Consider the following 26589-nt stretch of genomic DNA (forward strand, 5'->3'; position numbering starts at 1 on the left):
GGGGCGGGCCCCGCCGCGTCCGGGCGTCACCGGCTCAGGAGGAGGGCGGGCCTTCGCCGTGCCAGGAGCGCCAGAGCGCGGCGTAGGCGCCGTCGGCCGCCACGAGATCGTCGTGGGTGCCGAGTTCGGTGATCCGGCCGTCCTCCATCACCGCCACCCGGTCGGCGTCGTGAGCCGTCTGCAGGCGGTGCGCGACGGCGACGACGGTCCGGCCTTCGAGGACGGCGGCCAGTGCCCGCTCCGTGTGCCGGGCCGTCCTCGGGTCCAGGAGCGCGGTGGCCTCGTCGAGTATCAGCGTGTGCGGGTCGGCCAGCACCACGCGCGCCAGGGCGAGCTGCTGCGACCGGGCGCCGTCCGGCCGATGGCCGCCGTGGCCCAGATCGGTGTCCAGGCCGTCCGGCAGCTCGTCGGCCCAGTCGGCGCCGACGGCGGCGAGTGCCGCGCGCATTTCGGCATCGGTGGCGCCGGCCGAGGCGATCTTCAGGTTGTCCCGGACCGTGCCGAGGAAGACGTGGTGCTCCTGGGTGACCAGGACGACGTGCCGGCGCAGCCGCTCGGGGTCCAGCCCGGCGACCGGGACCCGCCCGACCGTCACCGAACCGGTGCGCGGTGCGTCCATGCCCGCCAGCAGTCTGCCCAGGGTGGTCTTGCCCGCGCCGGAGGGGCCGACGACCGCGAGCCGCTCGCCGGGACGGACCGTGAGGCCGACACCGTGCAGCACGTCGCCCCCGCCGTCGTAGGCGTAGCGCACATCCGTCACCTCGATCCGCTCGTCGGCCGGTGCGGGGGAGACGGCCGGTGGGGTGTGCGCCGCCAGGCCGAGGCCCTCGACCCTGGCGAAGGAGGCGCTGCTGCTCTGCAACTGTTCGAGCCGCTGGAGGATGGTGTCCAGGGGCTGGGAGAGCTGCCGCAGATACAGGGCCGAGGCGGCCACCGCGCCGAGGCTCATCGTGCCGTGGTCGTGCAGTACGCCGCCGACGAGCAGGACACCGGCCACCGGAATGACGTACGAGATGTCCACGGCCGGGAAGAGCACACTGCGCAGGAACAGCGTCCGGGTCCGGGTGCTCCAGCACTTCTCGATGGCTTCGCGGCACGCCGTGACACGGCGCTGCTGAAGCCCGAGGGCCTCCACGGTGCGGGCCCCGGCGGCGGTGGCCGCCAGCTGCTCCGCGAGAGCCGAGTTGGCGGCTCCCTCGGCCAGGTACGCGGTGAGCGCCCGGCGCAGATACCAGCGGGCCGCGAACCAGATGCCGAGCAGGCCCAGCACCCCGCACGCACCGAGCAGCGGGTCGAGCGCGAAGACCGCACCGAGGATGAACAGCGCCTGGACCCCGGCGATGAGGACCTCGGGCCCGGTGTCCCGGAGGGCGGCGCCGACCATCGCGACATCGGTGGTGCCGCGGGTCATCAGGTCGCCCGTGCCGGCCCGCTCGACCACCGGGGCGGGCAGCGCGAGCACCCGGTCGGCGAACTGCTCGCGGATGCGTGCCAGGGTCCGCTCGCCGAAGCGGTGTCCGGCGTAGCCGGCGCAACGGACCAGGAGGAGCTGCGCCAGGGCGAAGACGAGGATGGTGAGCGCCAGGCGGTCCACCGCGGCCACCCCGCCGCCGGCCCTGACCTCGTCGATGATGCGGCCGAGCAGCCACGGGCCGACGAGCCCGGCACCGGCGGCCAGCGCGTTGAGGCCGATCACGGCGGCGAAGACGCGAGCGTCCAGCCGGATAAGCCGGAGCGCCGCCCGGCGTATCCGGGACGGTTCGGCGATGGGCAGGGCCTGGGGCGTCGGCTCGGATCCGGTGGTCATCGCACGGCCTCCCGGGACGGCGGGACGTTTGCCTCGTCGGCGGGGTCGTCGTCCGTACCGCGGGACACCAGGAGGCGGTAGCCGGGCTCCCGGTCCAGGAGTTCACGGTGGCTGCCGACGGCCGCGACGCGACCGTCGACCAGGTAGTACACGGTGTCCGCCCGGTCCAGCAGGAGCGGTGAGGTGCTGGTGACGACCGTGGTGCGGCCGGAGCGCGCGGCGCGCAGCCGGGTCGCCATGGCCGCCTCGGTGTGGGCGTCGACCGCCGAGGTGGGCTCGACCGCCAGGAGCACCTCGGGATCGGCCAGCAGGGCCCGGACCAGCCGGACGCGCTGGCGCTGGCCTCCGGAGAGATTGCGGCCCTGCGCGTCGACGGGAGAGTCGAGTCCGTCCGGCAGACCGCGGACGATGTCCTGCGCCACGGCCGTGTACAGGCAGCGGTCGATGGATTCCTCGTCCCGGTCCCGGGCGCCGCTGATCACCTCGCGCAGCGGACCGGCGAACAGGTCGGCCTCGTTGTCCGCGACCAGGATCCGCCGCCGCACCTGCGTCAGGTCGATCTCGTCCAGGCGTATCTCGCCCCAGGTCGCGGCCGACCCGGTGAACCGGCCGAGCCGCTCGACCACCGCCGCGGACTCCGACGGCCGGGCGCCGGCCAGCACGGTCAGCCTCCCGGGCACCACCTCCACGCCGGAGTCCGGATCACGGAGCGCGGACGGCGGACCGGGCCCGTCCACGGCCGCCTCACCGCCCGCGGAATCGGGCTCCAGGTCCAGGAAACGTATGACCCGGCGGGCGGCGACCAGCCCGCGGCTGAGGTCGTAGCCGCCCTCGATGAAGAACGAGACCGGCACCACGAGCACCGCGGCGTAGCCGTAGACCGCGACCAACTCACCTACGCTGATGGTTCCCTGAGCGGCCATCCGGGCCGCCAGCCAGGTCACGGCCCCGAGGAACAGGGTGGGCAGGCCGACACCGAGGGCCTGGATCCAGCTGGTCACCGCGCCGACGCGGTACCCCTCCGCCTGCAACTCCTGCGAGCCGCGCCGGTAGCGCTCGGCGTACACCTCCTTGCCGCCGATGCCGTTGAGGACGCGCAGGCCCCCGACCATGTCCTCGAACCGGTCGGCGAGTCGGCCCTGCCGCTCCCGGTACGCCGCCTCGGCGCCCTGCAGCCGCCCCAGCAGTGGTCCGACCAGCACCGCGAGCAGCGGCACCCCGAGCAGCACCACCGCGGCGAGCAGCGGTTCCACGGCCAGCAGCAGCGCGGCCACGACGACGAAGGCGAGGACCGCGCCGACGCCGGGGCCGGTGATGGTCAGCGTGCCGGCGATCACGGCGACGTCACCGAAGCCGATCGTGACGACCTCCCCGGCCGTGACCCGGCGCGGCAGCGCCCCGCCCAGCCGGGTCGCCTGCGCGACCACGGCCCGCACGGAACGGAAGGCGGCGTCCAGTCGCACCCTGGTCATCGTGCGGTGCCGCATGATGGCCAGCCACGCGTTCAGCACACCCACACCCAGCAATGCCGCGACCCAGCCGACCAGAGCGGGCCACCGCCCCGGTTGCAGCCCGTCGTCGATGGCGCGGGACAGCAGGTACGGCGGCAGCGTCAGGCACACCATCCAGGCGCTGCCGAGCAGCGCCCCGGCGGAGACCCGGCGGTGCTGGCAGACGATCAGCCACCACAGGTACCGCAGGGCGCTGCGGCGGTCCGGGGGTCGTATCGGGTGCAGTGAGCGATTCTTGATGTGGATCCCTCCCCGGGGTGGCAGTGGAACGCGGTCGCGGACGCCTGCTCCCTGGATCGTACGGACAGCGTGTACGTGCGGCCCGCGTCCGGGACGACGACGAGCAGCGTGGTGCCGCGCTTGAGGTGCGCGTGGGCGGCGCGTTGGCTTTCGCGGTCCTCGTACCAGGCGCGGAGCTCCGCGAGGTGGTCGAGGCGGGCGTCGAGGCCGAGCCGGTCCGCGATCCACAGCGCCTGTCCGCCGAGCCATCGCAGCGCGAGGACGGGGGAGACGGTCCGGAAGGTGCCCAGGACGTACCGCGCCGTCTCGTCGGTGCCGCACACGAGCCCTTCGGCGAGCGCTTCGCACCGGTAACTCGTCGGCTCGGGCCGCCCGTTCATGCCGGACCGGCCATCCGTACCACCGGTCACAGGATCCGCCCCTCGCTCCGGGCGTTGCACCGCGAGATCTCGGCCCGCAGCCGCTCCATGGGACTCGGCGGCCGAACGTCTACGGGCTCCGCCTCCCATTCCGTTCCGCCGCAGACCGGTCGCAACGACCAGTACGGGCCGGCCGTCCCCCGGAACTCCCCGACCTGGTCACGACGTTTGGTATCGACCAACAGCGTCCCGGGGGCGGGTACTTGTGGGGGCTTCTGCTCGTTCGGGGGGCCGTCTTTCGCAGACACGGGCCACTCCTCTCCGTAACGGTTCCGCTACCAAGGGGGATCAGCGTGGCTTAGAGTCGGAGGGTCTTCAACTTGCACAAATTGTTTGGGGAATCGGGCGGTGGCCGTTTGAATCGGAAAGAGTTGGACCCTGAGGAATCACCGAGTGCGCAGTTCGGGCAGCGTCTACGCGCGCTGAGAGATGAACGAGGCTGGACACAGGACGAACTGGCCGCGCGCATCGGATGCTCGGGAACGCATATTTCCGCCGTAGAAACTGGTCGCCGCCCTCCAACTCGCCGCTTTGCTGCAAGCGTTGACAGAGTGTTCGGCACTGGAGACAGGTTCGAACGCCAGAGCCTGGCCGTGCGTCACACGGCGCTCATCGAAGGGTTCCCGGAGTACGTTGCGCATGAAGCGCGAGCCTCGGAGATCAGGCTGTACGAGGTGGGCGTCATCCCTGGCCTGCTTCAGACGCTGGAGTATGCAGCGGCGCTCGAAGCCGACGCAGTACGGCGGGAAGCAATCACCCCCGAGCAAGCCGACGAACGCGTCGGGCTGGTGGCGAAACGCCAAGCCTCTCTCGTTCGGTCGCCATCGCCCTTGATCCTCGCGGTACTTGACGAAGGATGTATCCGACGGCCAATGGGTTCTCCCGCTGTCACGGACGCCCAGTTCACGCGCTTGCTCAAGTTCGCCGAGCTGCCGAACACCGTGTTGCAGATCGCACCGTTCTCCATGGGAGAACGTAGGCCGTTCAGCCTGCCCATCACCGTGCTCACAATGCCGGACCGCTCGCTGATGTCCTACGCCGAGTCCACTCACCGGGGCCATCTCGAACGGGAAAGTACGTTCGTGCTGCCGATACTGACGGCCTACCATCAGCTACAGGCCGAGGCGCTCTCCCAGGCGGCATCCGTGGCCATGATCGAACAGGTACGAAAGGGCACCCCGTGACTACCGAATCCCCCCGTTGGTTCACGTCCTCCTACAGCGGTAACGGCGGCCAGTGCATCGAGGTCGCCGCCAACCTCGTCGCCCCACTCGGCGTGGTCCCCGTCCGCGACTCGAAGAACCCGAGCGGCCCGGTGCTGAACGCTTCCATCGCCTCGTTCGCCTCCTTCGTGGCGGGCGTCAAGGCTGGGGAGTTCGGTGCCGTCTGACCACAAGGTCCAGCGCATGTGATCCGAGACCGCCCCGCCGCGCGACGCATGGCGGGGCGGTCTCGCTGTCCGCGGCGGCCAAGGAAGACCCCGCGACGACCACGGCTGAATCCCCGCGCTGGTCCACGTCCTCATTCAGCGGCAACGGCGGCCGGTGCATCGCGGTCGCCGCCAACCTCGTCGGCCCGCTCGCCCCGGGTGATCCCCGGCGCCGAAGACGGTCATTTGCCGAATCGCCGTTCACGATTCGCGTACGAGCGAAGTGCGCGCAGGAAGTCGACGTGACGGAACGCCGGCCAGTAGCAGTCCACCCAGTGCATCTCGGCGTACGCGGACTGCCAGAGAAGGAAGCCGGACAGCCGCTGTTCTCCGGAGGTCCGGATGATGAAGTCGGTGTGGTCGGCTGTCGGCGAGTACAGATGCCGGGAGATGTCCTCGATATCGAACCGCTCGGCCAGCTCGGCAGGGTCACCACCGGCGGCGATGTGTTCCTCGAAGGCGCTCTTCACCGCATCGACGATCTCCCGTCGGCCGCCGTAGCCGACCGCGACGTCCACCTTGAGCCCGCCGCGTCCCGCGGTCGAGGCGGCGGCCTCCTTGAGTACCCGGGCACTGGCGCCAGGCAGCATGTCGAGCGAGCCGATCACCTGGACCTCCCATGAACGGCCTGCGGCCGTGATGTCCCGGACGGTCTCTTCGATGATCTCGATCAGCGGGCCGAGCTGCTCGGCGGGGCGCCCGAGGTTGTCGTCGGAGAGCATGAAGAGGGTCACGCGCTCGATGCCGTCGGCACTGCACCAGCCCAGGAACTCGGTGGTCTTGGCGCCGCCCGCCCGATACCCCTCCCGGACGTCCACGTGACCCGCCTGCCGAGCCCAGCGCCGATTGCCGTCGAGCATGATCCCGACGTGCTGTGGGCGTGGCAGCCCCGCCAGGGTGGCGGCCAGTCGGCGTTCGTACACCGCTTCGATCGGCCGTCGGAGGAACAGCGGGAGCAGCCTCATGAACCATCTCCATCGCGTTGTGGATGCTCTCCGCGGACCCTACCAGGGGTTCCTCGGCGAGCTTGGTGCGTACCTGAATGGCCCTGCTGTACCCGCTACTTGGCCAGGAGCGCGCGCTACGGTGGGTCTGTCCGGCGAGGGTATGCACCGGCGGACGTCGACGCCCGCTCCGGGGCCCCTCACTCCAGGAGAGGGCGCCAGCGGTCGGCCGACTCCATGATGTCCAGGCTGACCCGCTCCAGGAATGCCCCTGCCCTGGCCATCCGCTGACCCACGGGGCTGTCGGGTCCGGTCGCCTCCACCGTGGTCATCGCGGAATGTGCCGCATCGAGCGTCTGTTGCGCGCTGAGAACGACGGAGTGGTACCAGGCCTGGTCGTCGATCACGTAGACGTCGCGACGCCGCTGCGGATCGCGCTCGCGCCGGACATAGCCGTGCTGGACGAGGTAGTTCACGGACACGGAGACGGAGGCGGGGCTGACCTTCAGCCTGCGGGTCAGCTCGGCCGCGGTGCGCCTGCCGTCCTCGGACAGCAGCAGGTCGACGTGTACGCGTGCTGTCATCCTCGGCAGCCCCGCCCGGACCGCCATCTCGACGATCTCCTCTCCCGTTGCGCCGCCCGGTGGTCCGGCCGCGCGCGGGGGTGCCGGTGTGCCACGCCGCGCGCGCTGGGTCGTCGCCCGGTGCGCCCGCTGGGGCTGGTAGCCGCTGGGGCCACCGTTGCGTCCGATCTCCCGGCTGATCGTCGAGGTCGGCCGGTCGATCCGCCTCGCGATCTCGGCGTAGGACAGCCCGTCGGCGATTCCGGCCGCGATGCGCTGGCGGTCCTGCTGGGTCAACCGTTCTCCTGGCATGCCGCCAGTATTGCTTTCGCCGTCATTCATTGCAACGCGATATTGCATTAGAGCCCAGTGTCATTGCATCAATTTCCTGCAACTCACCTGCGGAAATGCGTTTCTGTCGATTGACACTCCTTCTGAATGCAACGTAGCTTTCGAGCATCGTCAAACGCGTACTATCGCGAGATGAGGAATGGTCATGGGTGAATTCCCGCACACCGTCACGACGATGCCGACGGCGCGTCAGTCCGGCTGCCCCTTCGACCCGCCGGCAGAGCTGGTCGACGCCCGCCGGCACGGCCCCATCAGCCCCTACACCTTCCCCGGCGGAAAACCCGGCTGGCTGATCACCGGATACGACCTGGTCAGGTCGGTCCTGGCCGATTCGCGGTTCAGCTCACGCAAGGAGCTCATGCTCCACCCGACCATCGACTACGGAGACATGCAGGCACCCCCGGCGCCGCCCGGCGAGTTCCTGCTCATGGACGAGCCCCAGCACAGCCGCTACCGAAAGCCGCTGATGGGCAAGTTCACCGTACGGCGGATGCGACTGCTCACCGAGCGCGTCGAGCAGATCACCGCCGACCACCTGGACGCCATGGAGGAGGCCGGGCCGTCGGCGGACCTGGTGACCGCGTTCGCCAAGCCCATCCCCGCCATCATGATCTGTGAACTGCTGGGGGTGCCGTACCAGGACCGGGGGTCCTTCCAGGAGCAGGTCGACTCGTTCATGAACGGGGAGACGAGCGACGAGGACCTGCTGGCGGCCTACACCGCGACCCAGGACTACCTCGCGGAGCTGGTGGCCGCCAAACGCGCGAACCCCACCGACGACGTGCTCAGCGACCTCACCGACAGCGATCTGACCGACGAGGAGCTGAGGGGGATCGCGCTGATCCTGCTGGCGGCCGGGCTCGACACCACCACGAACATGCTGGCCCTCGGCGCCTTCGCACTGCTGCGCAACCCGGAGCAGCTGGCCGCGCTGCGCGCCGATCCCGCGCTCGCCGACCGGGCCGTGGAGGAGCTGCTGCGGTACCTCAGTGTCGCCAAGACGTTCATGAGGACGGCGCTGGAGGATGTCGAGGTGGGCGGCCGGACCATCAAGGCCGGCTCGCGGGTGATCCTGTCGTACAACACCGCCAACCGCGACCCCGAGCGCTTCGCCGACCCCCACGTGCTCGACCTCCGCAGGCAGGACGGCGGGCACCTGGCCTTCGGCCACGGCATCCACCAGTGCCTGGGGCAGCAACTGGCCCGCGTCGAGATGAAGGTCGCGTTCCCCGCGCTGCTCGACCGCTTCCCCACGCTGCGCCTGGCCGTACCGCCCGAAGAGGTTGCCCTGCGTCCGGAGACCGCGGACGTCTACGGGGTGAAGAGCCTCCCGGTCACCTGGGACGCGTGACCCATGAGGATCACTGTGGACACCGAGCGCTGCGTCGGCTCCGGCATGTGCGTGCTGACGGTCGGCGAGGTCTTCGACCAGCGTGAGGACGACGGCAAGGCGATCGTGCTGCGGCCCGAGCCGCCCGCCGACACGCGGGACTCGGTTCGCGAGGCGGTCGACCTGTGCCCCGCCTCAGCGATCGTCCTGTCGGCCCCGGGCACCCCTGTTCCGTAGGTGGGCGCCCATGGACGGCCACCACCCGCCCCACCGGGCGCCCCGGGCCGGAGGCCGCTCAGGTCAGGCTCTCCCGCCACGCCTGGTGCAGCCCCGCGAAGCGGCCGGTGCCGGCGATGAGTTCGGCGGGGGTGCCGTCCTCCACGATGCGGCCGTGCTCCATCACCAGGACCCGGTCCGCGATCTCCACCGTGGAGAGGCGGTGGGCGATCACCACCGCGGTGCGGCCGTGCAGCACCGTGTCCATGGCCCGTTGCACCGCCCGTTCGCCGGGGACGTCCAGCGAGCTCGTCGCCTCGTCGAGGATCAGCACCGCCGGGTTCGCGAGCAGGGCGCGGGCGAATCCGACCAACTGGCGCTGACCGGCCGAGATCCGGCCGCCCCGCTTGCGTACGTCCGTGTCGTACCCGTCGGGCAGTCCGCTGATGAAATCGTGCGCGCCGATCGCCTTGGCGGCCTGCTCGATCTCCGCACGGGTCGCGTCCGGGCTGCCGATCGCGATGTTCTCGGCGACCGTCCCGGAGAACAGGAACGCCTCCTGGGTCACCATCACCACACCCCGCCGCAGCTCCGGCACGGCCAGGTCGCGCAGATCCGTACCGTCGAGCAGCACCCGGCCCTCCGACGGGTCGTAGAACCGGGCCAGCAGCTTGGCCAGCGTCGACTTGCCCGCACCCGTCGATCCGACCACGGCGACGGTCTGCCCGGCCGGGACCGTCAGATCGAAGCGGGGCAGCACCTCGCCGCCCGTGCGGTAGGCGAAGCGCACCTGGTCGAAGACGACCTCGCGGCCCGGGTGTTCGCCCGTGAGGGCCGGCAGCTCCCGCGGGTCCGACGCCTCCGGGACGGACGGGGTCTGGGCCAGCAGACCCGCGATCTTCTCCAGCGAGGCCGCGGCCGACTGGTAGGAGTTGAGGAACATGCCGAGCCGGTCGATCGGGTCGTACAGCCGGCGCAGATAGAGCACGGCCGCGGCCAGCACCCCGAGCGCCAGGGTGCCCGAGGCCACCCGGTACGCACCCCACAGCACGATTCCGGCGACCGCCGTGTTGGCGACCAGCCGGGAGCCGACGACGTAGCGCGCCATCTCCAGCATCGCGCCGCCGTTGGCCCACCGGTGCGTGTTGTTGAGCTCCTCGAAGTGCGCGTCGTTGACGGGCTCGCGACGGAAGGCCCGGACGGGGCGGATGCCGTTCATCGTCTCCGCGAACTTGACGATGACCGCGGCGATGGCCGAGGACCGCTCGGCGTACAGCACTCCGGCCCGCCGCTGGAAGAGCCGCACCAGCAGATACAGCGGAATGAAGGAGAGCACGGCCAGCGCGCCCATGTCGAAGTCCAGCCAGAGCAGCATCAGCGAGATGGAGACGAAGGACAGGCCGACGCCGATCAGCTCCTGCAGTCCCTCGCTGAGCAGCTCCCGCAGCGACTCCACGTCCGTGGTGGAACGGGAGATCAGCCGGCCCGAGGTGTAGCGCTCGTGGAAGTCCACGCTCAGTGCCTGCGCATGACGGAAGATCCGCCCGCGCAGATCGAGCAGCGCGTCCTGGTTGAGCCGGGCGGAGACCCGGATGAACGCGTACTGCATGGCGCCGCCCGTCGCCGAGCACAGCGCGTACCCGACCGCCACCGCGATCAGCGGCCCGTAGTCCGCGTCCCGGAACGCGGGCACGCCGCTGTCGATGGCGTACGCGACGAGCAGCGGGCCGGCCTGGACCGCGGCCTGCTGGACCAGCAGCAGCAGCGCGGACAGCACCACCCGGGCCTTCAGGGGCCGCAGCAGCGACCGCAGCAGAGCCCCGGTCGCGCCGGGCGGGGTGGGCAGATCGTCCCGGTCGAAGCGGTCCCCGGTGGTCCCGGAGCCCGCGGCTTCCGGCGCGTCCTCGGCGGGGGCTGTGTCCGTCGTCGTACTGGTCATCGGGTGCCCTTCTCGGCGAGGAGGTCCTCGGCGGACAGGCCGGGGCAGGCGTCCCCGGCGGGCGCGTCCGGCGCGCCTTCGGCGCCCGACATCAGCCAGGCGTATTCGGCGCTGCTGCGCAGCAGTTCCTGATGGGTGCCGACGGCGGTGATCCGGCCCTGCGAAAGCAGTGCCACCCGGTCCGCGAGCATCACGGTGGACGGCCGGTGCGCGACCACGATCGCCGTGGTCTCCGCCAGGACCTGCCGCAGTGCGGCCTCCACCAGCGCCTCCGTGTGCACGTCCAGCGCGGAGAGCGGATCGTCGAGGACCAGGAAGCGCGGCCGGCCGACCACGGCGCGGGCCAGCGCGAGCCGTTGCCGCTGCCCGCCGGAGAGGCTGAGCCCCTGCTCGCCGACCTGGGTGCCGACGCCCTCGGGCAGATCGTGCGCGAAGTCGGCCTGGGCGATGGCGAGCGCCCTGCGCAACTCGTCGTCCCCGGCGCCCTCGGCGCCCATCAGCACGTTCTCCCCGACGCTCGCCGAGAAGAGCGTCGGCTCCTCGAAGGCCACGGACACCAGCTCGCGCAGCTGCTCCCGGGGCATGGCGGTGATGTCCGTACCGTCCAGGGTGATCCGCCCCGCGGTGGCCTCGTGCAGTCGTGGCACGAGGGCGGTGAGCGTCGTCTTCCCGGAGCCCGTGGCCCCGACCAGGGCCATCGTCTCGCCGGGCCGGATGCGCAGATCGATCCGGGACAGCACGGGCACGGAGCCGGGCTCCGCGTCGGGATAGCGGAACTCCACGCCCTCGAAGACCATTTCACCGCGAGTGGACGCGCTGGCCGGGGCGTGCTCGCCGGCGGTGGACGCGTCGTCCTCCTCGGCCACGTCCATCACCTCGAAGAACCGCTCGGTCGCCGTCGCCGACTCCTGGCTCATCGCCAGCAGGAAGCCGATCGACTCGACCGGCCAGCGCAGGGCGAGCGCGGTGGAGAGAAACGCGACCAGGGTGCCCGCGGAGAGGTCGCCGTCCGCGACCTGGACCGTGCCGAGCACCAGCGCCGCACCGATGGCCAGCTCCGGGATCACGGTGATGGCGGCCCAGATGCCCGCGAGGAGACGGGCCTTGCCCAGCTCCGTGACGCGCAGCTGCCGGGAGAGGGCACGGAAGGCGTCGGCCTGGCTGCGGTGCCGGCCGAAGCCCTTGATGATGCGGATGCCGAGCACGCTCTCCTCGACGACCGTCGTCAGATCGCCGGCCTGGTCCTGGGCCCGGCGCGCCACGGTCGAGTACTTCGTCTCGAAGGCCGAGCAGATGATCATCAGCGGCACGACCGGGACGAGCAGCACCAGCCCCAGCGTCCACTGCTGCATCAGCAAAATGACGAAGCCGATCAGGACCGTCGCCCCGTTGACCAGCAGGAAGGTCAGCGGGAAGGCCAGGAACTGACGCAGCAGCATCAGGTCCGTGGTCGCGCGCGAGAGCAACTGCCCCGATGCCCAGCGGTCGTGGAACGCCACCGGCAGCCGCTGGAGATGCCGGTACAGATCGGCCCGCATCGACGCCTCGACCCCGGCCAGCGGACGGGCCACCATCCACCGCCGCACCCCGAACAGCGCCGCCTCGCCGATGCCCAGCAACAGCAGATACAGCGCGCCGAGCCAGACCCCGCCGGGGTCGCGGTCCGCCACCGGGCCGTCGACGAGCCACTTCAGGACGAGGGGGATCACCAGGCCGATGCAGGACGAGACGATCGCGACCAGAGCGGCGCCGAACAGCCGCTTCCGTACCGGCTTCACATAAGGCCACAACCGCATCAGCGACTGAGCGGTGGACCGGTCCTTGGGCTCTGCATGTTCTTCGGGCATCACAGGCGAGCCTACGGTTCACCCCTGACATCGCTCATGTGGTTTTTCGGCCGACAGACGGTGACCGGGTGCGACGGGGCCCGGCGCACGCCGGTCGTAGTCCGTATCAACCGATCGGCTGATGCCCTTTCGAGCGCGATGGACGATGGTGCGTCGGCCCCCGCGGCACGATGCTCGTGGTCATGGCAATCATCGAAGTGAACGGGGTGCGGAAGGCGTACGCCGGGCGCACCGTGGTCGACGGAGTGAGCTTCACCGTCGACGAGGGGGAGATCTTCGGGATCCTCGGCCCCAACGGCGCGGGCAAGACCACCACCGTCGAGTGCGTCGGGGGGCTGCGGGCCCCCGACGCCGGTACGGTCCGCGTCGCCGGTCTCGACCCCGTCGCCGACCACGACCGGGTCACCCGGCTGCTGGGCGCCCAGCTCCAGGAGAGCGAGCTCCAGCCCAAAATCACCGTGGCCGAGGCGCTGGAGCTGTACAGCGCCTTCTACCCGGACCCCGCCGACTGGCGGGAGCTCGCCGAACGGCTCGGTCTGCACACCAAGTTCGACACCCGCTTCGCCAAACTGTCCGGCGGTCAGAAGCAGCGGCTGTCCATCGCGCTCGCCCTGGTCGGCAACCCGCGGGTGGTGGTGCTCGACGAGCTGACCACCGGCCTGGACCCACGGGCCCGCCGGGACACCTGGAAGCTGATCGAGGACGTACGCGACAGCGGCGTCACCGTCCTGCTGGTCACCCACTTCATGGAGGAGGCCAGCCAGCTCTGCGACCGGATCGCCGTCATCGACAAGGGGAAGGTCATCGCCCTCGACACCCCCTCCGGCCTGATCGGCAGCGCGGACAGCTCCACGGTCATCTCCTTCACACCGTCGCAGCCGCTCACCGACGCCGAGTTGGAGCAGCTGCCCGGCGCGGTGTCCGTGGAGCGGAAGGACGACCGGATCGTCATCAGCGGCACCGACGAGACGGTCAACGCGGTGATCTCACTGCTGGCCCGCCACCACATCACCGCACACCGGCTCCGCGTCTCGGAGGCGACGCTCGACGACGCCTTCCTCGACCTCACAGAACAGGCGGCCTGAGATGACCACGGCGAACCCGGCCACGGCCACCGCGACACCCGCACCGGCATCCGCGCGCAAGGCGGTGCTCAGGTCCGAGACCCGGCTCTTCCTGCGCGAACCCGGCGCCCTGTTCTGGATCGTCGTCTTCCCGACCGCGCTCCTGACGATCCTCGGCCTCATCCCCTCCTTCCGGGAGCACACCGACGACCTCGGGGGCCGGCGCGTCATCGACCTGTACGTACCGGTGTCGGTCCTGCTCGCCATGATCATGTCCGGGCTGCAGGCCATGCCGCCCGTCCTCACCGGCTACCGCGAACGCGGCATCCTGCGCCGGATGTCCACCACTCCGGTACGCCCCTCCGCGCTGCTCACCGCGCAGATCGCCCTGCACGGCGCCGCCGCCCTCGGCTCCGCCGTACTGGCGATGGCCGTCGGCCGGATCGCCTTCGGCGTCGGACTGCCCGGACAGCCCGTCGCCTACGTCCTGGCGCTGCTCCTGTCGACGGCGAGCGTGCTGACCCTCGGCGCACTGCTCTGTGCCCTCTCCCGTACGACCAAGGCGGCCGCCGCCATCAGTTCGGTCGTGAACCTCCTGATGATGTTCACCGCCGGCGTCTGGATCCCGGTGCAGAGCATGCCCGACACCCTCCGGAACATCGTCCGGTTCACCCCGTTCGGAGCGGCGTCCGAGGCGCTGGACCGGGCGGCGTCCGGCAGCTGGCCCGGCTTCGCGCAGCTCGGTGTGATGGTGCTGTGGACGGCGCTGGTGACGCTGCTCGCGACCCGTCTGTTCCGCTGGGAGTGACCGGCGCGCCGGAGACGGGGAGACTGCACCCATGAAGGCGTGGGACACGGCGACGGCGCACCGGAACGACGCGATGAGCGCCGAGCTCGGGTGGGAACGGTTCTTCAGGTACGGGCCCTACGGGTTCCTCGGTGTGAGCACCGCCGTATCTGCCGTGAGCGCCCCGCTCATCATGGATCGCGCCGACGTGTACACCACCGCGGTGCTGGTGCCCGTCGCTCTCTCCCTCCAGCTCTGGTGGGGGCGGGTCAGGCCGATCGTTGTCCCCAAGTCGTGGGCGTCGCAGTTCTACTACGTCGCCCGCACCCTGATCGCCTTCGCGCTGACCTGGTGCAACTCGTTCTTCTCGGTGTTCGCGATCCTCGGATACTTCGACACCGGCCGGCTGCTGCCGCGACGGGCCGTGCGCCCCGGGCTGCTGGCCACCGCCGTCATCATGGCGGGCGCTCAGTGCGGCAGCGGCCTGCCGCCGGCCTCCCTGATGAACTGGGCAGCCTTCGTCGCCCTGCTCGGTCTGCACGGAACCCTCACCATGGTCTTCGCCAAGATCGGCGACCGCGAGGCCGACCACGCCCGCACCCAGGTCGACACCATCACCGAGCTGGAGTCGGCCAACGCCCGCCTCGAACAGGCCCTGGCGGAGAACGCCGGGCTGCACGCCCAGCTCCTGGTGCAGGCCCGCGAGGCGGGCGTCGCAGACGAGCGCCGACGGCTGGCCGCCGAGATCCACGACACCCTGGCCCAGGGCCTGACCGGCATCATCGCCCAGCTCCAGGTGGTGACCTCGATCGGCGACACCGACCCGGCGCTGGCCCGGGTGCACCTGGACCGCGCCGCCGCCCTCGCCCGGCACAGCCTCGGCGAGGCGCGGCGCTCGGTCCATGACCTGGTCCCCGCCGCACTGGAACACGACGACCTGCCGGGCGCGCTGAAGCGTACGGTCACCGACTGGGGGGAACGCCACGGAGTCCGGGCCGAGTTCACCGTCACCGGTACCGTCGAGCCGCTCCACGACGAGATAGCCGCGACCCTGCTCCGGATCGCCGAGGAGGCCCTCGCCAACGTCGGCCGCCACGCCGGGGCCTCCCGGGTCGGTGTCACGCTGTCGTTCATGGGGGACGAACTCACCCTGGACGTACGGGACGACGGCTGCGGCTTCGACCCGGTCGCCCTGCCGCCGTACAGCGGCGCGGGCGGTTTCGGGCTCGGCGGCATGCGGGCCCGCGCCGAGCGCATCGCGGGCGCCGTCGAGGTGGAGACGGAGCCGGGCCGCGGCACGGCGGTCAGTGCCCGGGTGCCCCTGGTCCGGCACAGCCGATGACCAGTACGGTTGGTCTGCCATGGCTCAGGAATCCGCACGCGTCATCACACTCGTCGTCGTCGACGACCACCCCGTCGTACGGGACGGTCTGCGCGGCATGTTCGACTCGGCCCCGGACTTCGAGGTCCTCGGTGAGGCGTCGAACGGGGTGGAGGGGGTCGACCTGGTGGTCCGGCTGGACCCCGACGTCGTCCTGATGGACCTGCGGATGCCGGGCGGCGGCGGAGTCGCCGCCATCGCCGAACTGGCCGGGCGCGGCGCCCGGTCCAAGGTGCTGGTCCTCACCACGTACGACACCGACTCCGACACCCTGCCCGCGATCGAGGCCGGGGCGACCGGCTATCTGCTCAAGGACGCGCCCCGCGACGAGCTGTTCACCGCCGTCCGTGCCGCCGCCGACGGCCGCACCGTGCTCTCGCCCGCCGTCGCCTCCCGGCTCATCTCACGGGTGCGCACCCCGGCGGCGGGCAGCGAATCGCTGTCGGGCCGCGAGCGAGAGGTGCTCGAACTCGTCGCGAAGGGCACGTCGAACCGGGAGATCGCCGCCGAGCTGTTCATCAGCGAGGCCACCGTGAAGACCCATCTCACCCATGTCTTCGCCAAGCTGGGCGCCAAGGACCGGGCCGCCGCCGTCGCGATCGGCTACGACCGGGGCATCCTCGGCTGACCCGGTCCGCACCCCCGCACCCCCGCTCACCCCGTGACGCGCAGCAGGAGCACCGACCTGGCCGGCACGGTCAGCGTCCCGTCGCCCGGGTGGACGGTGCCGGGGGCCGCGGACTGGTCCTCCCGCGAGGTGTCCAGGACCAGCTCGTAGCCCTGCGCCCACGGCGGACCCGGGAGCCGGAAGGCGGACGGCCGGTGATCGGCGTGCAGGATCGCCAGGAAGCTGTCGTCCGTGATCTGTTCGCCGCGCACGTCCCGGCCGGGGATGTCGCGCCCGGAGAGGTACAGCCCGACCGTGGCGGCCGGTGCGTACCAGTCGCCCTCCGTCATCTCCGTACCCCGCGGGGTGAACCAGGCCAGGTCCCGCAGCCCGTCCGCCGCCTGCGGCAGCCCGGAGAAGAAGGCCCGGCGGCGCAGCACCGGATGGGCGTGGCGCAGCCGCAGCACCCGCGCCGTCAGCTCGGTCAGCTCCCGCCACCCGGGCTGTTCGAGCAGTGACCAGTCCAGCCAGCCGATCTCGTTGTCCTGGCAGTACGCGTTGTTGTTGCCGCCCTGCGTACGGCCCATCTCGTCGCCCGCGACCAGCATCGGCACGCCCGTCGACAGCAGCAGCGTGGTCAGCAGATTGCGCAGCTGGCGGCGGCGCAGGGCGTTGATCCCGGGGTCCTCGCTCTCGCCCTCGGCGCCGCAGTTCCAGGCCCGGTTGTCCGAGGTGCCGTCCCGGTTGTCCTCGCCGTTGGCCTCGTTGTGCTTCTGTTCGTAGCTGACGAGGTCGCGCAGGGTGAAGCCGTCGTGCGCGGTGACGAAGTTGACCGAGGCGTACGGGCGCCGGCCGCCCCACGCGTAGAGGTCGCTGGAGCCGGTGAGCCGGTAGCCGAGATCCCGTACGTCGGGCAGGGCGCCGCGCCAGAAGTCCCGTACGGCGTCCCGGTAGCGGTCGTTCCACTCGGTCCACAGCGGCGGGAAGGCGCCCACCTGGTAGCCGCCGTCGCCGACGTCCCACGGCTCGGCGATCAGCTTCACCCGGCGCAGCACCGGGTCCTGGGCGATCACCGCGAGGAACGGCGAGAGCATGTCGACGTCGTGCATGGAGCGGGCCAGCGCCGCCGCCAGGTCGAAGCGGAAGCCGTCGACGCCCATCTCCGTCACCCAGTAGCGCAGCGAGTCCGTGATCAGCCGCAGCACCTGCGGCTGGACCACGTGCAGGGTGTTGCCGCAGCCGGTGTAGTCCGCGTATCTGCGGGCGTCGGACTGGAGGCGGTAGTAGCCGCGGTTGTCGATGCCGCGCAGCGAGAGCATCGGACCGAGCTCGCCCGCCTCCGCCGTGTGGTTGTAGACCACGTCGAGGATCACCTCGATCCCGGCGTCGTGCAGGGCCCGCACCATCCGCTTGAACTCGCCGACCTGCCGGCCCGCGCTGCCGCTCGCCGAGTAGCCGGCGTGCGGGGCGAAGTAGCCGATGGAGTTGTAGCCCCAGTAGTTGTGCAGCCCGCGACGGAGCAGATGGTCCTCGTGGGCGAACTGATGCACCGGCAGCAGCTCCACCGCCGTCACCCCGAGCCGCAGCAGATGCCCGATGGCCGCCGGATGGGCGAGACCCGCGTACGTGCCCCGCAGCTCCTCGGGGATCCCGGGGTGCAGCTTGGTGAAGCCGCGCACATGCAGTTCGTAGATGACGGAGTCCGCCCACGGGGTCTTGGGCCGGCGGTCCTCGGCCCAGTCGTCCTCGTCCTGGACCACGACACCCTTGGGGACGTACGGAGCGGAGTCCCGTTCGTCGCGGACGGTGTCGGCGACCTGCTGCTGCGGCCAGTCCCTCACATGGCCGTACACCTCGGCCGGAAGCGTGAACGAGCCGTCCACCGCCCGTGCGTACGGATCGAGGAGCAGTTTCGACGGGTTCCAGCGGGCCCCCGTCCAGGGGTCCCAGCGACCGTGCACCCGGTAGCCGTAGCGCTGCCCCGGCCGCACGCCGGGCACGAAGCCGTGCCGGATCTCATGGGTCAGCTCGGTCAGCACGAGGCGCCGCTCGGTGCCGTCCTCGTCGAAGAGGCAGAGCTCCACGGCCTCCGAACCGCCCGCCCAGAGCGCGAAATTGGTGCCGGCGACCCCGTCGGGCCCCACCCGGAAACGGGCCCCGAGCGGCGTCGGGGCGCCGGGCCACACGGCCGGTGGCGGCCCCGGCACTCCCGCCTCCTGAACTGCCTGCTGCACTGCTTCCTGCTCGGCTGCGCTCGACACCTGCTCGCCTCCCGCGGCTCGTGGGGACCGGCACGAAAAGGAGCGCACGGCGTCCCGGCCGCGGCTCCCCGAGTGTGGTCCTCCCCCTGTTTCTGCCCACCCGGGCGCCCGCACTCACGTTTCCCCCGACCGGCCCCCGTCGTTGGGGGGACGTGAACCACGTAGCGAAGAGAGCGGTGGCGAACCCGGCCGCCGTGCTGACATGGGCAGGACTGTTCGTCGTGCTGGCCGTACTGACCGGCTGCACCGGCGCCGGATCGATCTTCAGCGGGAAGGCGGGCCCGCCGCAGGACGGGATCCAGGTCACCCCGCGGAACGGGGCGAAGAACATCGGTCCGGACGACCGGATCGGGGTGAAGGTCCCCGACGGCCGGCTGGAGAGCGTCGAGGTGACGCGGATCAAGGACGCGCAGAGCCAGAAGGTGCCGGGCCGGATCGCGGACGACGGCCTGTCCTGGGCGCCCCGGGCGGGCGCGGGCCGGCTCAGGCTCGCCGCCAAGTACAGCGTGGACGCGGTGGCCGTGGACGGCTCGGGGAAGCGATCGGCCCGCCACACCACCTTCACCACGGCCGTGCCCGAACACCGCTTCATCGGCTACTTCAGACCGGAGAACCGGTCCACGGTCGGCACCGGGATGATCGTCTCCTTCGACTTCAACCGGCCGGTCAGCAACCGCGCGGTGGTGCAGAAGGCCATCCGGGTGACGGCCGTTCCGCCGGTCGAGGTGGTGGGGCACTGGTTCGGCGGGAAGCGCCTCGACTTCCGCCCCGCCGCCTACTGGAAGCCGGGCACCGAGGTGACCGTCGAGATGGCGCTGCGCGACGTGGAGGGTGCGCCGCGCGTCTACGGCACCCAGGACAAGAAGGTCTCCTTCGAGGTGGGCCGCTCCCAGACGTCCCTGGTCGACGCGGCCGAGCACACCATGGAGGTGCGCCGCGACGGCAAGCTGGTCTCGACCTTCCCGATCACGGCGGGCTCCGCGGGGACGGCCACGTACAACGGGAAGATGGTGGTCAGCGAGATGTACGAAGAGACCCGGATGGACGGCCGCACGGTCGGCTTCGGCGGCGAGTACGACATCAAGGACGTCCCGCACGCCCTCCGGCTCACCGATTCCGGCACCTTCCTGCACGGCAACTACTGGTCGGACGAGGACGTCTTCGGCTCGGACAACGTCAGCCACGGCTGTGTCGGACTGGAGGACGTACAGGGCGGCAGCAGCGACACCCCGGCCGGCCGGTTCTTCGACCGGACGCTCATCGGCGATGTGGTCGAGGTCGTCAACTCCGCGGACAAAAAGGTCGCACCGGACAACGGGTTCGGCGGCTGGAACCTGGACTGGACCCGGTGGAAGGCCGGCTCCGCCCTCCGCTGAGGCCCCGTCGGACCGCCCCGGCCCGGCACGTCCCGCGCCACTCCGTGAAGTGCCGGGACAACTTGGGACTGAACGGTGACATCCGGGGGGTCATTTCCCGATGGCCGGTGTGATTATCTTTCGCTGAGCGTGCATGTGCAGCGCGCGGGGGAGGGAGCCTTCGGGCTCCCGGGGGCCTTGGCGGGGCCAGGCCGTGTGAGGGGAGACGACCACATTGAACGGGCAGCCGATATCGGGGACATCGGCCGGGGCGAACGGCGTACGGGGCGGGCGAGGGTCCACCGGACTGCTGGCTCTGGTACTGGGTGCGCTGCTGTTGCTGGTGACGGCGTGCGGCGGGGGAGACGACGCCGGTAACGGCAAGGGCGGGGGGAAGGCCGACGACAACTCCGCCTCGCAGGCCGTGGTGACCGTCGCGCCCAAGGACGGCGCGGACTCCGTCGCGACCAGCGGGGCGCTGAAGGTCTCGGCCGACCAGGGGAAGCTGACCACGGTCAAGGTCTCCGACCCCAAGGGCACCGAGGTCGAGGGGAAGATCGCGGCGGACGGCGCGAGCTGGGCGCCGGACCAGCATCTGGCCGCGGCGACCAAGTACAAGGTCCACGCCATCGCCAAGGACTCGAAGGGCCGTGAGTCGGCGAAGGACACCAGCTTCACCACGCTGGTCCCGCAGAACACCTTCATCGGGCAGTACACCCCGGAGGACGGTTCCACGGTCGGCGTCGGGATGCCCGTCTCGATCCACTTCACCCGCGGCATCACCGACCCGGGCGCGGTCGAGAACGCGATCAAGGTGACGGCCGAGCCGTCCGTACCGGTCGAGGGCCACTGGTTCGGCAACGACCGCCTGGACTTCCGCCCCGAGGAGTACTGGGCCGCGGGCACCAAGGTGACCGTGAAGCTCAACCTCGACGGCGTCGAGGGACGCCCCGGTGTCTACGGCAAGCAGGCCAAGACGATCTCCTTCACCATCGGCCGCAAGCAGGTCAGCACGGTCGACGCGAGCACGCACCGGATGAAGGTCGTCCGCGACGGTCAGCAGATCAAGGACATCCCGATCTCGGCGGGCGCCCCGGCGACCACCACGTACAACGGCCAGATGGTCATCAGCGAGAAGCTCAAGGTGACCCGGATGAACGGTGACACCGTCGGCTTCGGCGGCGAGTACGACATCAAGGACGTGCCGCACGCGATGCGTCTGTCCACCTCGGGCACCTTCATCCACGGCAACTACTGGGGCGCCTCCGGCATCTTCGGTTCGACCAACACCAGCCACGGCTGCGTCGGTCTGCAGGACGTGCGCGGCGCCTGGAGCAAGAAGACCCCGGCGGCCTGGCTCTTCGACAACTCGCTCATCGGCGACGTCGTGGTCGTGAAGAACTCGCACGACAGCACGATCCAGCCGGACAACGGCCTCAACGGCTGGAACATGGCCTGGTCGGAGTGGACCAAGTAGTTCCTCGCGCAAGGAACACGGAGCGGGCCCGGTGCTGTGACCAACAGCACCGGGCCCGCCGTCGTTAGCGGCGGTTAACCTGCCTCCCATGACCGCAAATCTCGAAGTACGCGACGGCGTCGGCACGATCCTGCTGGACCGTCCGCCCATGAACGCCCTGGACGTCGCCACCCAGGACCGGCTGCGTGAACTCGCCGAGGAGGCGACCCGGCGCGACGACGTGCGGGCCGTGGTCCTCTACGGCGGCGAGAAGGTGTTCGCGGCGGGCGCGGACATCAAGGAGATGCAGGCGATGGACCATACGGCGATGGTCGTACGGTCCAAGGCGCTGCAGGACTCGTTCACCGCGGTGGCCCGGATCCCCAAGCCCGTCGTCGCCGCCGTCACCGGCTACGCGCTGGGCGGCGGCTGCGAGCTGGCGCTCTGCGCCGACTTCCGCATCGCCGCCGACAACGCCAAGCTGGGCCAGCCCGAGATCCTGCTCGGGCTGATCCCGGGTGCGGGCGGCACCCAGCGCCTGGCCCGGCTGATCGGCCCCTCCAAGGCCAAGGACCTGATCTTCACCGGTCGCCACGTCAGGGCCGAAGAGGCCCTGACGATCGGCCTGGTGGACCGTGTGGTGCCCGCCGCCGAGGTGTACGAGCAGGCGCACGCCTGGGCCGCCGCGCTGGCGAAGGGGCCGGCTCTCGCGCTGCGCGCCGCCAAGGAATCCATCGATGCCGGCCTGGAGACGGACATCGACACCGGGCTCACGATCGAGCGGAACTGGTTCGCCGGACTGTTCGCCACCGAGGACCGGGAGCGCGGAATGCGCAGCTTTGTGGAAGAGGGTCCGGGCAAGGCCAAATTCCTCTGACCGAAAGCCAGTTGGGCACAGACTGACGCGGGTTCATCCGTGCGGGCGGATTAGCTGGGCCTCAAGAGAACCTTGAGGCCCAGCTCGCCGAGAGGCCCGCAGGTCTTGCTCGGGCGGGGTATCCGTGCAGGTCAGAGGGGTTGCGGTGGGCCGCATTCTGCCAGTGGCATATGCCTACCGACCTCGTCGGAGCACCGTATTCCGGGGTGCGGATTCCGTCGGAACGGCCCCGGCGCACCCGTCTTGCGGCCATGATGGTGTCCATGTCGGGCCTGGAGGGTGTGGAACAGTCGCGACCGCGCAGCGGTGCGACGGCGGCGCGCTGGATGTCGGCGGTCGAGGACGAACAGGCGTTCAAGGCGCTGGAGTTGTTCGGAAATCCGACGGAGGGCGAAGTCCGGCTGCCCTCCCGTCCGGAGTCGGCGGCCACCGCCCGGCGGCTCACCTCGTGCGTGGTGCTCCGTCAGTGGGCGCTCTCCCCGCAGACCGCCGAGTACGCCGTGCTGCTCGTCTCGGAGCTCGTCGGCAATGCGGTGCGGCACACCGGTGCCCGGGTCTTCGGGCTGCGGATGCTGCGCCGCCGGGGCTGGATCAGGATCGAGGTGCGCGACCCCTCGCGCGGGCTGCCCTGCCTGATGCCCGTTCAGGAGATGGACATCAGCGGACGGGGCCTCTTCCTCGTCGACAAGCTCTCCGACCGCTGGGGTGTGGATCTGCTGCCGCGCGGCAAGACCACCTGGTTCGAGATGCGGATCTCCGACCGCTGACCCGGCGGGCCGCGCCCGGAACCACAGCAGCCCCCGGTCCGCCGTGATGCGGCGCTTCGGGGGCTGCTGTGTGGGGGCCGTGAAATGGGGGGTGTGTTCACGGCCGCTTGTGACGACCGGGCTCGGGTCATGCGGTCGTGTCACCGACTATGGCAGACGGGCGACCTCTCCGCCAAAGGTGCAATCGGTGCATCCACCCCATAGCGGGGCATTTCTTGGGTGAATCGCAGGTGTGATGGGTCACTTGCCTGCAAAAGTGTGAATATTTATGGGATTCAGCGAGTGATTCATTCGCTTCGCCCATATGTCTAAATTGTTATTTTCTTCTCATTTCACCCCTACTGTGTCTGTACATGAACGCCTCCGACACTCCGGTGCACCGCCGCAGCGCCCTGCGCGCGGGAGCAGGGGCCGCCCTCGCCGGTGTCCTCGCCACCGGATGCGCGGACCGCGACGCCGCCGGCACACCGGCCGGGACCGTCACGGACGCGGTGAGCCCGAAGAACCCCGTCGGCGCGACCACCCGGCCCCCGTCCCCGCAGCCCGCGCCCGGACCGCGCCGCTTCCCCGGACAGCCGGTCCAGATCGACCACGGCCCCCGTGACCGCGCCCGCGTCGCCCTCACCTTCCACGGCCAGGGCGACCCCGCCATCGCCCGCACCGTGCTCGCCGAGGCCGAACGGGCCCACGTCCGGGTCACCGTCCTCGCCGTCGGCAGCTGGCTCGACGAACACCCCGGGATGGCCCGGCGCATCCTCGACGGCGGCCACGAACTCGGCAACCACACCCAGCACCACGTCGACATCTCCTCGATGGGCGAGGCCGAGGCGTACGCGGAGATCGACGGCTGCGCCCAGCGGCTGCGCAGGCTCACCGGCTCCATCGGCACCTGGTTCCGGCCCTCGCGCACCCGGTACGCCACCCCGCTCGTCCAGCGGCTGGCCGCCAGGGCGGGCTACCCGAACGTTCTCTCGTACGACGTGGACTCCCTCGACTTCACCTCTCCCGGCGCCGCGGCCGTGACCCGCAAGGTGGCCGGGGAGATCCGCAACGGATCGGTGGTGAGCCTGCACTTCGGCTACGCGGACACGGTCGCCGCGCTGCCCCTCCTCCTCACCGAAATCGACCGCCGCCAACTGCGCGCGGTGACGACCACGGAGCTGCTGACCTGATGTCTCCCTCCACCAAACACACCGCGGCCCTGCTCGGGGGTGTCCTGCTGGCCGTACTCACCGGCTGCGGCACCCCCGCCGAGAAGACGAACGTCCAGGCCGTCGGCAGCGAGGCCGCCCGGCCCGCCGAGCCCGACGGCGTCGCACCGCCGGGGCTCCCCGGGATGCCTCCGGTGCTCGACACCAAGGACGTCTACTCGGCCGACCGGGGAAAGCTCTCACCGGTCGTCAAGGACTTCCCGTCCCGGGTGTACGTCCCCAACACCAACTCCGACACCGTGTCCGTGATCGACCCCGCGACGTACAAGGTCATCAAGACCATCAAGGTCGGCCGCCAGCCGCAGCACGTCGTCCCGTCCTGGGACCTGAAGACCCTCTGGGTCAACAACGACATCGGCGACAGCCTCACGGCCATCGACCCGGCCACCGGGAAGACCGGCCCCACGGTGCCGGTCTCCGACCCGTACAACCTCTACTTCACCCCGGACGGCAAATACGCCGTGGTGATGGCCTCGATGGACCGTCAGCTGGTCTTCCGCGACGCCCACACCATGAAGACGGCCAAGACCCTCCCGGTCGACTGCGCGGGCGTCAATCACGCCGACTTCTCCACCGACGGCCGGTACTTCATCGTCTCCTGCGAGTTCTCCGGCGAGCTCCTCAAGGTCGACACGGCCGGGATGAAGGTCGTCGGCCAGCAGAAGCTGCCGCTCAAGGGCGCGATGCCGCAGGACGTGAAGCTGTCGCCCGACGGCGGGACGTTCTACATCGCGGACATGATCGCCGACGGGATCTGGGTGCTGGACGGGAAGAAGTTCACCACCCCGAAGCTGCTGCGCACCGGCAAGGGCGCCCACGGCCTCTACGTCAGCCGCGACTCCAAGGAGATGTACATCTCCAACCGCGGCGAGGGCTCCATCTCCGTCTTCGACTTCGCGCGGCGCGAGCTGGTGAAGAAATGGCGTCTGCCCGGCGGCGGCAGCCCCGACATGGGCGGGGTCTCGGCGGACGGCAAGGTCCTCTGGCTGAGCGGACGTTACAACGCCGAGGTCTACGCGATCGACACCGCCACCGGCAAACAGCTCGCCCGTATCCCGGTGGGCAGCGGCCCGCACGGACTCGCCGTCTACCCGCAGCCGGGCCGCTACTCGCTCGGCCACACCGGCGTCTTCCGCTGACCGCCCGGCCCGCCCCACCACGGCCCTGTCGACCGCTCACCCCGCGGTCAGCAGGGCCTCCGAGCCCACCGGCCGGTAGCCCGCCGCCTGGAACGTCCGCACACTGCGGGCGTTCCCCGGCGACTGCTGGGCCCACACGACCGCGTCCGGCACCAGATGCCGGGCCGCCCGCGCCAGCCGTTCGCCGAGCCGCCGGCCGCGCGCCTCCTCGGCCACCTCGATCGCGGTCTCCCAGCGCCCCGCGACGCCCCGGCCGAGGATCACCACCCCGCCGTCGGCGGACCAGACCCGCACCTCGTCGCGGTACTTCATCGCCCGTGCCACCCGCGGATGCTCCGGGTCCTCGATCTCCCGCAGCGCGATCTCCGGTTCGCCGGGCAGCGCGTCCGCGGCCGTCAGCAGATCGATGGTGTTCATGTGCCGGCCGGTCCGGGCCAGCAGCGCGCCCAGGAAGTGCGGATGCATCGTCGCGGCGAGCGCGTCGCCGGGGGTGCCGGCCAGCACGGACCGCACCCAGTCGGGGTCCTCGGCGGTGAAGACCACCGAGTGCGCGGTGAACGCCAGCACTCCCGCGTCCCGGGCATCGGGCTGCCCCACCACGGTCGTCGCACCGTCCGGCGGAGGGAACCGCCCCTGCGCCGCGGCTGCCAGAATTCGTGCCAGTGCGTCATCCATGGGTGTTCCGCTCCCCGGTCCGGGCCGTGGTCCGCCGGGCGGCGGACCACCCACCCATGATCGACGACCGGCCGCCGCGAACGCCATCGGTCGCGACCGTTAATCTGACCCCCGTCAGTCAGGCATTGGCCAGGCATCGGTCAGGCACTGATCAGTCATTGATCAGGTATTACGAAGGGGCGGAACTGTGGCGGACATAGAGTCGGCGCGCAAGGCATTCGAGCGGTTCGATCTGAACGGCGACGGGCTGATCTCGGCCGCCGAGTACAAGAGCGTGATGGCTCAGCTCGGCGACCCCCACGTCACCGAGACGGTGGCCCAGGCCGTCATCAACGCGCACGACGCCAACGGCGACGGGCTGCTCACGTTCGACGAGTTCTGGGCGGCGCAGAACAAGGGCTGACCCCCCGGAG

Annotated in this window: 25 protein-coding genes; 15 read left to right on the top strand and 10 right to left on the bottom strand. The window is 70.8% G+C overall.

Annotation, left to right across the window (positions count from 1 at the left end):
• Window positions 1-34: 34 nt before the first annotated feature.
• From ACFV8T_RS21780 to ACFV8T_RS21795, 4 genes are read right to left on the bottom strand one after another with little or no spacing between them, the layout of a single operon-like run.
• Window positions 35-1807 (bottom strand): ABC transporter ATP-binding protein, encoded by a 1773-nt coding sequence (locus ACFV8T_RS21780; RefSeq protein WP_385329769.1) that lies wholly within the window; start codon window positions 1805-1807, stop codon window positions 35-37.
• Window positions 1804-3432 (bottom strand): ABC transporter transmembrane domain-containing protein, encoded by a 1629-nt coding sequence (locus ACFV8T_RS21785; protein ID WP_385329771.1) that lies wholly within the window; start codon window positions 3430-3432, stop codon window positions 1804-1806. The genes ACFV8T_RS21780 and ACFV8T_RS21785 overlap by 4 nt, the downstream gene beginning before the upstream one ends.
• Window positions 3433-3485: 53 nt before the next feature.
• The gene (locus tag ACFV8T_RS21790; RefSeq protein ID WP_385329774.1) at window positions 3486-3938 is read right to left on the bottom strand and encodes a hypothetical protein; all 453 of its coding nucleotides are present in this window, start codon (window positions 3936-3938) and stop codon (window positions 3486-3488) included.
• A 26-nt stretch (window positions 3939-3964) separates the two neighbouring features.
• A complete protein-coding gene (locus ACFV8T_RS21795; RefSeq protein ID WP_385329777.1) occupies window positions 3965-4225 on the bottom strand; it encodes a hypothetical protein in 261 nt (86 codons plus the stop codon).
• Window positions 4226-4333: 108 nt separating this feature from the next.
• Here ACFV8T_RS21795 and ACFV8T_RS21800 point away from each other — a divergent pair, with 108 nt between their 5' ends.
• Both ACFV8T_RS21800 and ACFV8T_RS21805 read left to right on the top strand, forming a co-directional pair.
• Window positions 4334-5161, top strand: a complete 828-nt coding sequence (locus ACFV8T_RS21800; RefSeq protein ID WP_385329887.1) for a helix-turn-helix domain-containing protein — start codon at window positions 4334-4336, stop codon at window positions 5159-5161.
• The gene (locus tag ACFV8T_RS21805) at window positions 5158-5367 is read left to right on the top strand and encodes a DUF397 domain-containing protein (RefSeq protein WP_385329779.1); all 210 of its coding nucleotides are present in this window, start codon (window positions 5158-5160) and stop codon (window positions 5365-5367) included. The genes ACFV8T_RS21800 and ACFV8T_RS21805 overlap by 4 nt, the downstream gene beginning before the upstream one ends.
• 221 nt (window positions 5368-5588) lie before the next feature.
• Here ACFV8T_RS21805 and ACFV8T_RS21810 read toward each other — a convergent pair whose 3' ends face one another.
• The gene (locus ACFV8T_RS21810) at window positions 5589-6371 is read right to left on the bottom strand and encodes an isoprenyl transferase (RefSeq protein ID WP_385329782.1); all 783 of its coding nucleotides are present in this window, start codon (window positions 6369-6371) and stop codon (window positions 5589-5591) included.
• 179 nt (window positions 6372-6550) lie between these two features.
• Entirely contained in the window at window positions 6551-7210 is a 660-nt protein-coding gene (locus ACFV8T_RS21815; protein WP_385329785.1) for a helix-turn-helix domain-containing protein, read from the bottom strand.
• A gap of 199 nt (window positions 7211-7409) precedes the next feature.
• Between ACFV8T_RS21815 and ACFV8T_RS21820 the strand changes: the two genes are divergently transcribed.
• Together ACFV8T_RS21820 and ACFV8T_RS21825 are read left to right on the top strand one after the other, a co-directional pair.
• On the top strand, window positions 7410-8615 hold the full coding sequence (locus ACFV8T_RS21820) for a cytochrome P450 (RefSeq protein ID WP_385329787.1): 1206 nt from the start codon (window positions 7410-7412) through the stop codon (window positions 8613-8615).
• A gap of 3 nt (window positions 8616-8618) precedes the next feature.
• Window positions 8619-8831: a ferredoxin gene (locus tag ACFV8T_RS21825; RefSeq protein WP_385329791.1), complete on the top strand. Its 213-nt coding sequence runs from the start codon at window positions 8619-8621 to the stop codon at window positions 8829-8831.
• Window positions 8832-8889: 58 nt separating this feature from the next.
• Here ACFV8T_RS21825 and ACFV8T_RS21830 read toward each other — a convergent pair whose 3' ends face one another.
• Both ACFV8T_RS21830 and ACFV8T_RS21835 read right to left on the bottom strand, forming a co-directional pair.
• On the bottom strand, window positions 8890-10749 hold the full coding sequence (locus ACFV8T_RS21830) for an ABC transporter ATP-binding protein (protein ID WP_385329794.1): 1860 nt from the start codon (window positions 10747-10749) through the stop codon (window positions 8890-8892).
• Window positions 10746-12596, bottom strand: coding sequence for an ABC transporter ATP-binding protein (locus tag ACFV8T_RS21835; protein WP_385329797.1), 1851 nt, complete (start codon window positions 12594-12596; stop codon window positions 10746-10748). The genes ACFV8T_RS21830 and ACFV8T_RS21835 overlap by 4 nt, the downstream gene beginning before the upstream one ends.
• A 182-nt stretch (window positions 12597-12778) precedes the next feature.
• Between ACFV8T_RS21835 and ACFV8T_RS21840 the strand changes: the two genes are divergently transcribed.
• From ACFV8T_RS21840 to ACFV8T_RS21855, 4 genes are read left to right on the top strand one after another with little or no spacing between them, the layout of a single operon-like run.
• Window positions 12779-13681: an ATP-binding cassette domain-containing protein gene (locus ACFV8T_RS21840; protein ID WP_385329800.1), complete on the top strand. Its 903-nt coding sequence runs from the start codon at window positions 12779-12781 to the stop codon at window positions 13679-13681.
• Window position 13682: 1 nt separating this feature from the next.
• Window positions 13683-14468, top strand: coding sequence for an ABC transporter permease (locus ACFV8T_RS21845; RefSeq protein ID WP_385329804.1), 786 nt, complete (start codon window positions 13683-13685; stop codon window positions 14466-14468).
• Between the two features lie 31 nt (window positions 14469-14499).
• Window positions 14500-15789, top strand: a complete 1290-nt coding sequence (locus ACFV8T_RS21850) for a sensor histidine kinase (protein WP_385329807.1) — start codon at window positions 14500-14502, stop codon at window positions 15787-15789.
• Between the two features lie 19 nt (window positions 15790-15808).
• Window positions 15809-16456, top strand: a complete 648-nt coding sequence (locus tag ACFV8T_RS21855) for a response regulator transcription factor (RefSeq protein ID WP_266426725.1) — start codon at window positions 15809-15811, stop codon at window positions 16454-16456.
• Window positions 16457-16482: 26 nt separating this feature from the next.
• On the opposite strand, the gene glgX is transcribed toward ACFV8T_RS21855, so the two are convergent.
• A complete protein-coding gene (glgX, locus tag ACFV8T_RS21860; protein ID WP_385329810.1) occupies window positions 16483-18696 on the bottom strand; it encodes a glycogen debranching protein GlgX in 2214 nt (737 codons plus the stop codon).
• 152 nt (window positions 18697-18848) lie between these two features.
• Here glgX and ACFV8T_RS21865 point away from each other — a divergent pair, with 152 nt between their 5' ends.
• The 6 genes from ACFV8T_RS21865 (at window position 18849) to ACFV8T_RS21890 (ending at window position 25501) form a co-directional block, all read left to right on the top strand.
• Complete coding sequence (locus ACFV8T_RS21865) at window positions 18849-20072, top strand: Ig-like domain-containing protein (protein WP_385329813.1); 1224 nt, start codon at window positions 18849-18851, stop codon at window positions 20070-20072.
• Window positions 20073-20286: 214 nt separating this feature from the next.
• On the top strand, window positions 20287-21528 hold the full coding sequence (locus ACFV8T_RS21870; protein WP_385329816.1) for an Ig-like domain-containing protein: 1242 nt from the start codon (window positions 20287-20289) through the stop codon (window positions 21526-21528).
• Window positions 21529-21616: 88 nt separating this feature from the next.
• Window positions 21617-22384, top strand: a complete 768-nt coding sequence (locus tag ACFV8T_RS21875; protein ID WP_266426736.1) for an enoyl-CoA hydratase/isomerase family protein — start codon at window positions 21617-21619, stop codon at window positions 22382-22384.
• A gap of 251 nt (window positions 22385-22635) precedes the next feature.
• Complete coding sequence (locus ACFV8T_RS21880) at window positions 22636-23151, top strand: ATP-binding protein (RefSeq protein ID WP_385329819.1); 516 nt, start codon at window positions 22636-22638, stop codon at window positions 23149-23151.
• Window positions 23152-23504: 353 nt separating this feature from the next.
• Window positions 23505-24323 (top strand): polysaccharide deacetylase family protein, encoded by an 819-nt coding sequence (locus ACFV8T_RS21885; RefSeq protein ID WP_385329821.1) that lies wholly within the window; start codon window positions 23505-23507, stop codon window positions 24321-24323.
• The gene (locus tag ACFV8T_RS21890; RefSeq protein WP_385329824.1) at window positions 24323-25501 is read left to right on the top strand and encodes a hypothetical protein; all 1179 of its coding nucleotides are present in this window, start codon (window positions 24323-24325) and stop codon (window positions 25499-25501) included. Before ACFV8T_RS21885 ends, ACFV8T_RS21890 begins: the two co-directional genes overlap by 1 nt.
• Before the next feature lie 36 nt (window positions 25502-25537).
• Here ACFV8T_RS21890 and ACFV8T_RS21895 read toward each other — a convergent pair whose 3' ends face one another.
• Window positions 25538-26176, bottom strand: coding sequence for a GNAT family N-acetyltransferase (locus tag ACFV8T_RS21895; RefSeq protein ID WP_385329826.1), 639 nt, complete (start codon window positions 26174-26176; stop codon window positions 25538-25540).
• 187 nt (window positions 26177-26363) lie between these two features.
• On the opposite strand from ACFV8T_RS21895, the gene ACFV8T_RS21900 reads away from it, so the two are divergent.
• Complete coding sequence (locus ACFV8T_RS21900; protein ID WP_385329829.1) at window positions 26364-26579, top strand: EF-hand domain-containing protein; 216 nt, start codon at window positions 26364-26366, stop codon at window positions 26577-26579.
• Window positions 26580-26589: the final 10 nt, after the last annotated feature.

Origin of the sequence: Streptomyces sp. NPDC059832, from assembly GCF_042731715.1 — a bacterium.
Classification (GTDB): Bacteria; Actinomycetota; Actinomycetes; order Streptomycetales; family Streptomycetaceae; genus Streptomyces.

Bases quoted from the DNA above. Each gene is read 5' to 3' on its own strand.
- ACFV8T_RS21835 (WP_385329797.1), bottom strand. From the start codon at position 12,596: ATGCCCGAAGAACATGCAGAGCCCAAGGACCGGTCCACCGCTCAGTCG.
- ACFV8T_RS21810 (WP_385329782.1), bottom strand. From the start codon at position 6,371: ATGAGGCTGCTCCCGCTGTTCCTCCGACGGCCGATCGAAGCGGTGTAC.
- ACFV8T_RS21855 (WP_266426725.1), top strand. From the start codon at position 15,809: ATGGCTCAGGAATCCGCACGCGTCATCACACTCGTCGTCGTCGACGAC.
- ACFV8T_RS21875 (WP_266426736.1), top strand. From the start codon at position 21,617: ATGACCGCAAATCTCGAAGTACGCGACGGCGTCGGCACGATCCTGCTG.
- ACFV8T_RS21830 (WP_385329794.1), bottom strand. From the start codon at position 10,749: ATGACCAGTACGACGACGGACACAGCCCCCGCCGAGGACGCGCCGGAA.
- ACFV8T_RS21820 (WP_385329787.1), top strand. From the start codon at position 7,410: ATGGGTGAATTCCCGCACACCGTCACGACGATGCCGACGGCGCGTCAG.
- ACFV8T_RS21850 (WP_385329807.1), top strand. From the start codon at position 14,500: ATGAAGGCGTGGGACACGGCGACGGCGCACCGGAACGACGCGATGAGC.
- ACFV8T_RS21790 (WP_385329774.1), bottom strand. From the start codon at position 3,938: ATGAACGGGCGGCCCGAGCCGACGAGTTACCGGTGCGAAGCGCTCGCC.
- ACFV8T_RS21785 (WP_385329771.1), bottom strand. From the start codon at position 3,432: ATGGTGTGCCTGACGCTGCCGCCGTACCTGCTGTCCCGCGCCATCGAC.
- ACFV8T_RS21825 (WP_385329791.1), top strand. From the start codon at position 8,619: ATGAGGATCACTGTGGACACCGAGCGCTGCGTCGGCTCCGGCATGTGC.
- ACFV8T_RS21895 (WP_385329826.1), bottom strand. From the start codon at position 26,176: ATGGATGACGCACTGGCACGAATTCTGGCAGCCGCGGCGCAGGGGCGG.
- ACFV8T_RS21880 (WP_385329819.1), top strand. From the start codon at position 22,636: ATGATGGTGTCCATGTCGGGCCTGGAGGGTGTGGAACAGTCGCGACCG.
- ACFV8T_RS21890 (WP_385329824.1), top strand. From the start codon at position 24,323: ATGTCTCCCTCCACCAAACACACCGCGGCCCTGCTCGGGGGTGTCCTG.
- ACFV8T_RS21780 (WP_385329769.1), bottom strand. From the start codon at position 1,807: ATGACCACCGGATCCGAGCCGACGCCCCAGGCCCTGCCCATCGCCGAA.
- ACFV8T_RS21845 (WP_385329804.1), top strand. From the start codon at position 13,683: ATGACCACGGCGAACCCGGCCACGGCCACCGCGACACCCGCACCGGCA.
- ACFV8T_RS21885 (WP_385329821.1), top strand. From the start codon at position 23,505: ATGAACGCCTCCGACACTCCGGTGCACCGCCGCAGCGCCCTGCGCGCG.
- ACFV8T_RS21840 (WP_385329800.1), top strand. From the start codon at position 12,779: ATGGCAATCATCGAAGTGAACGGGGTGCGGAAGGCGTACGCCGGGCGC.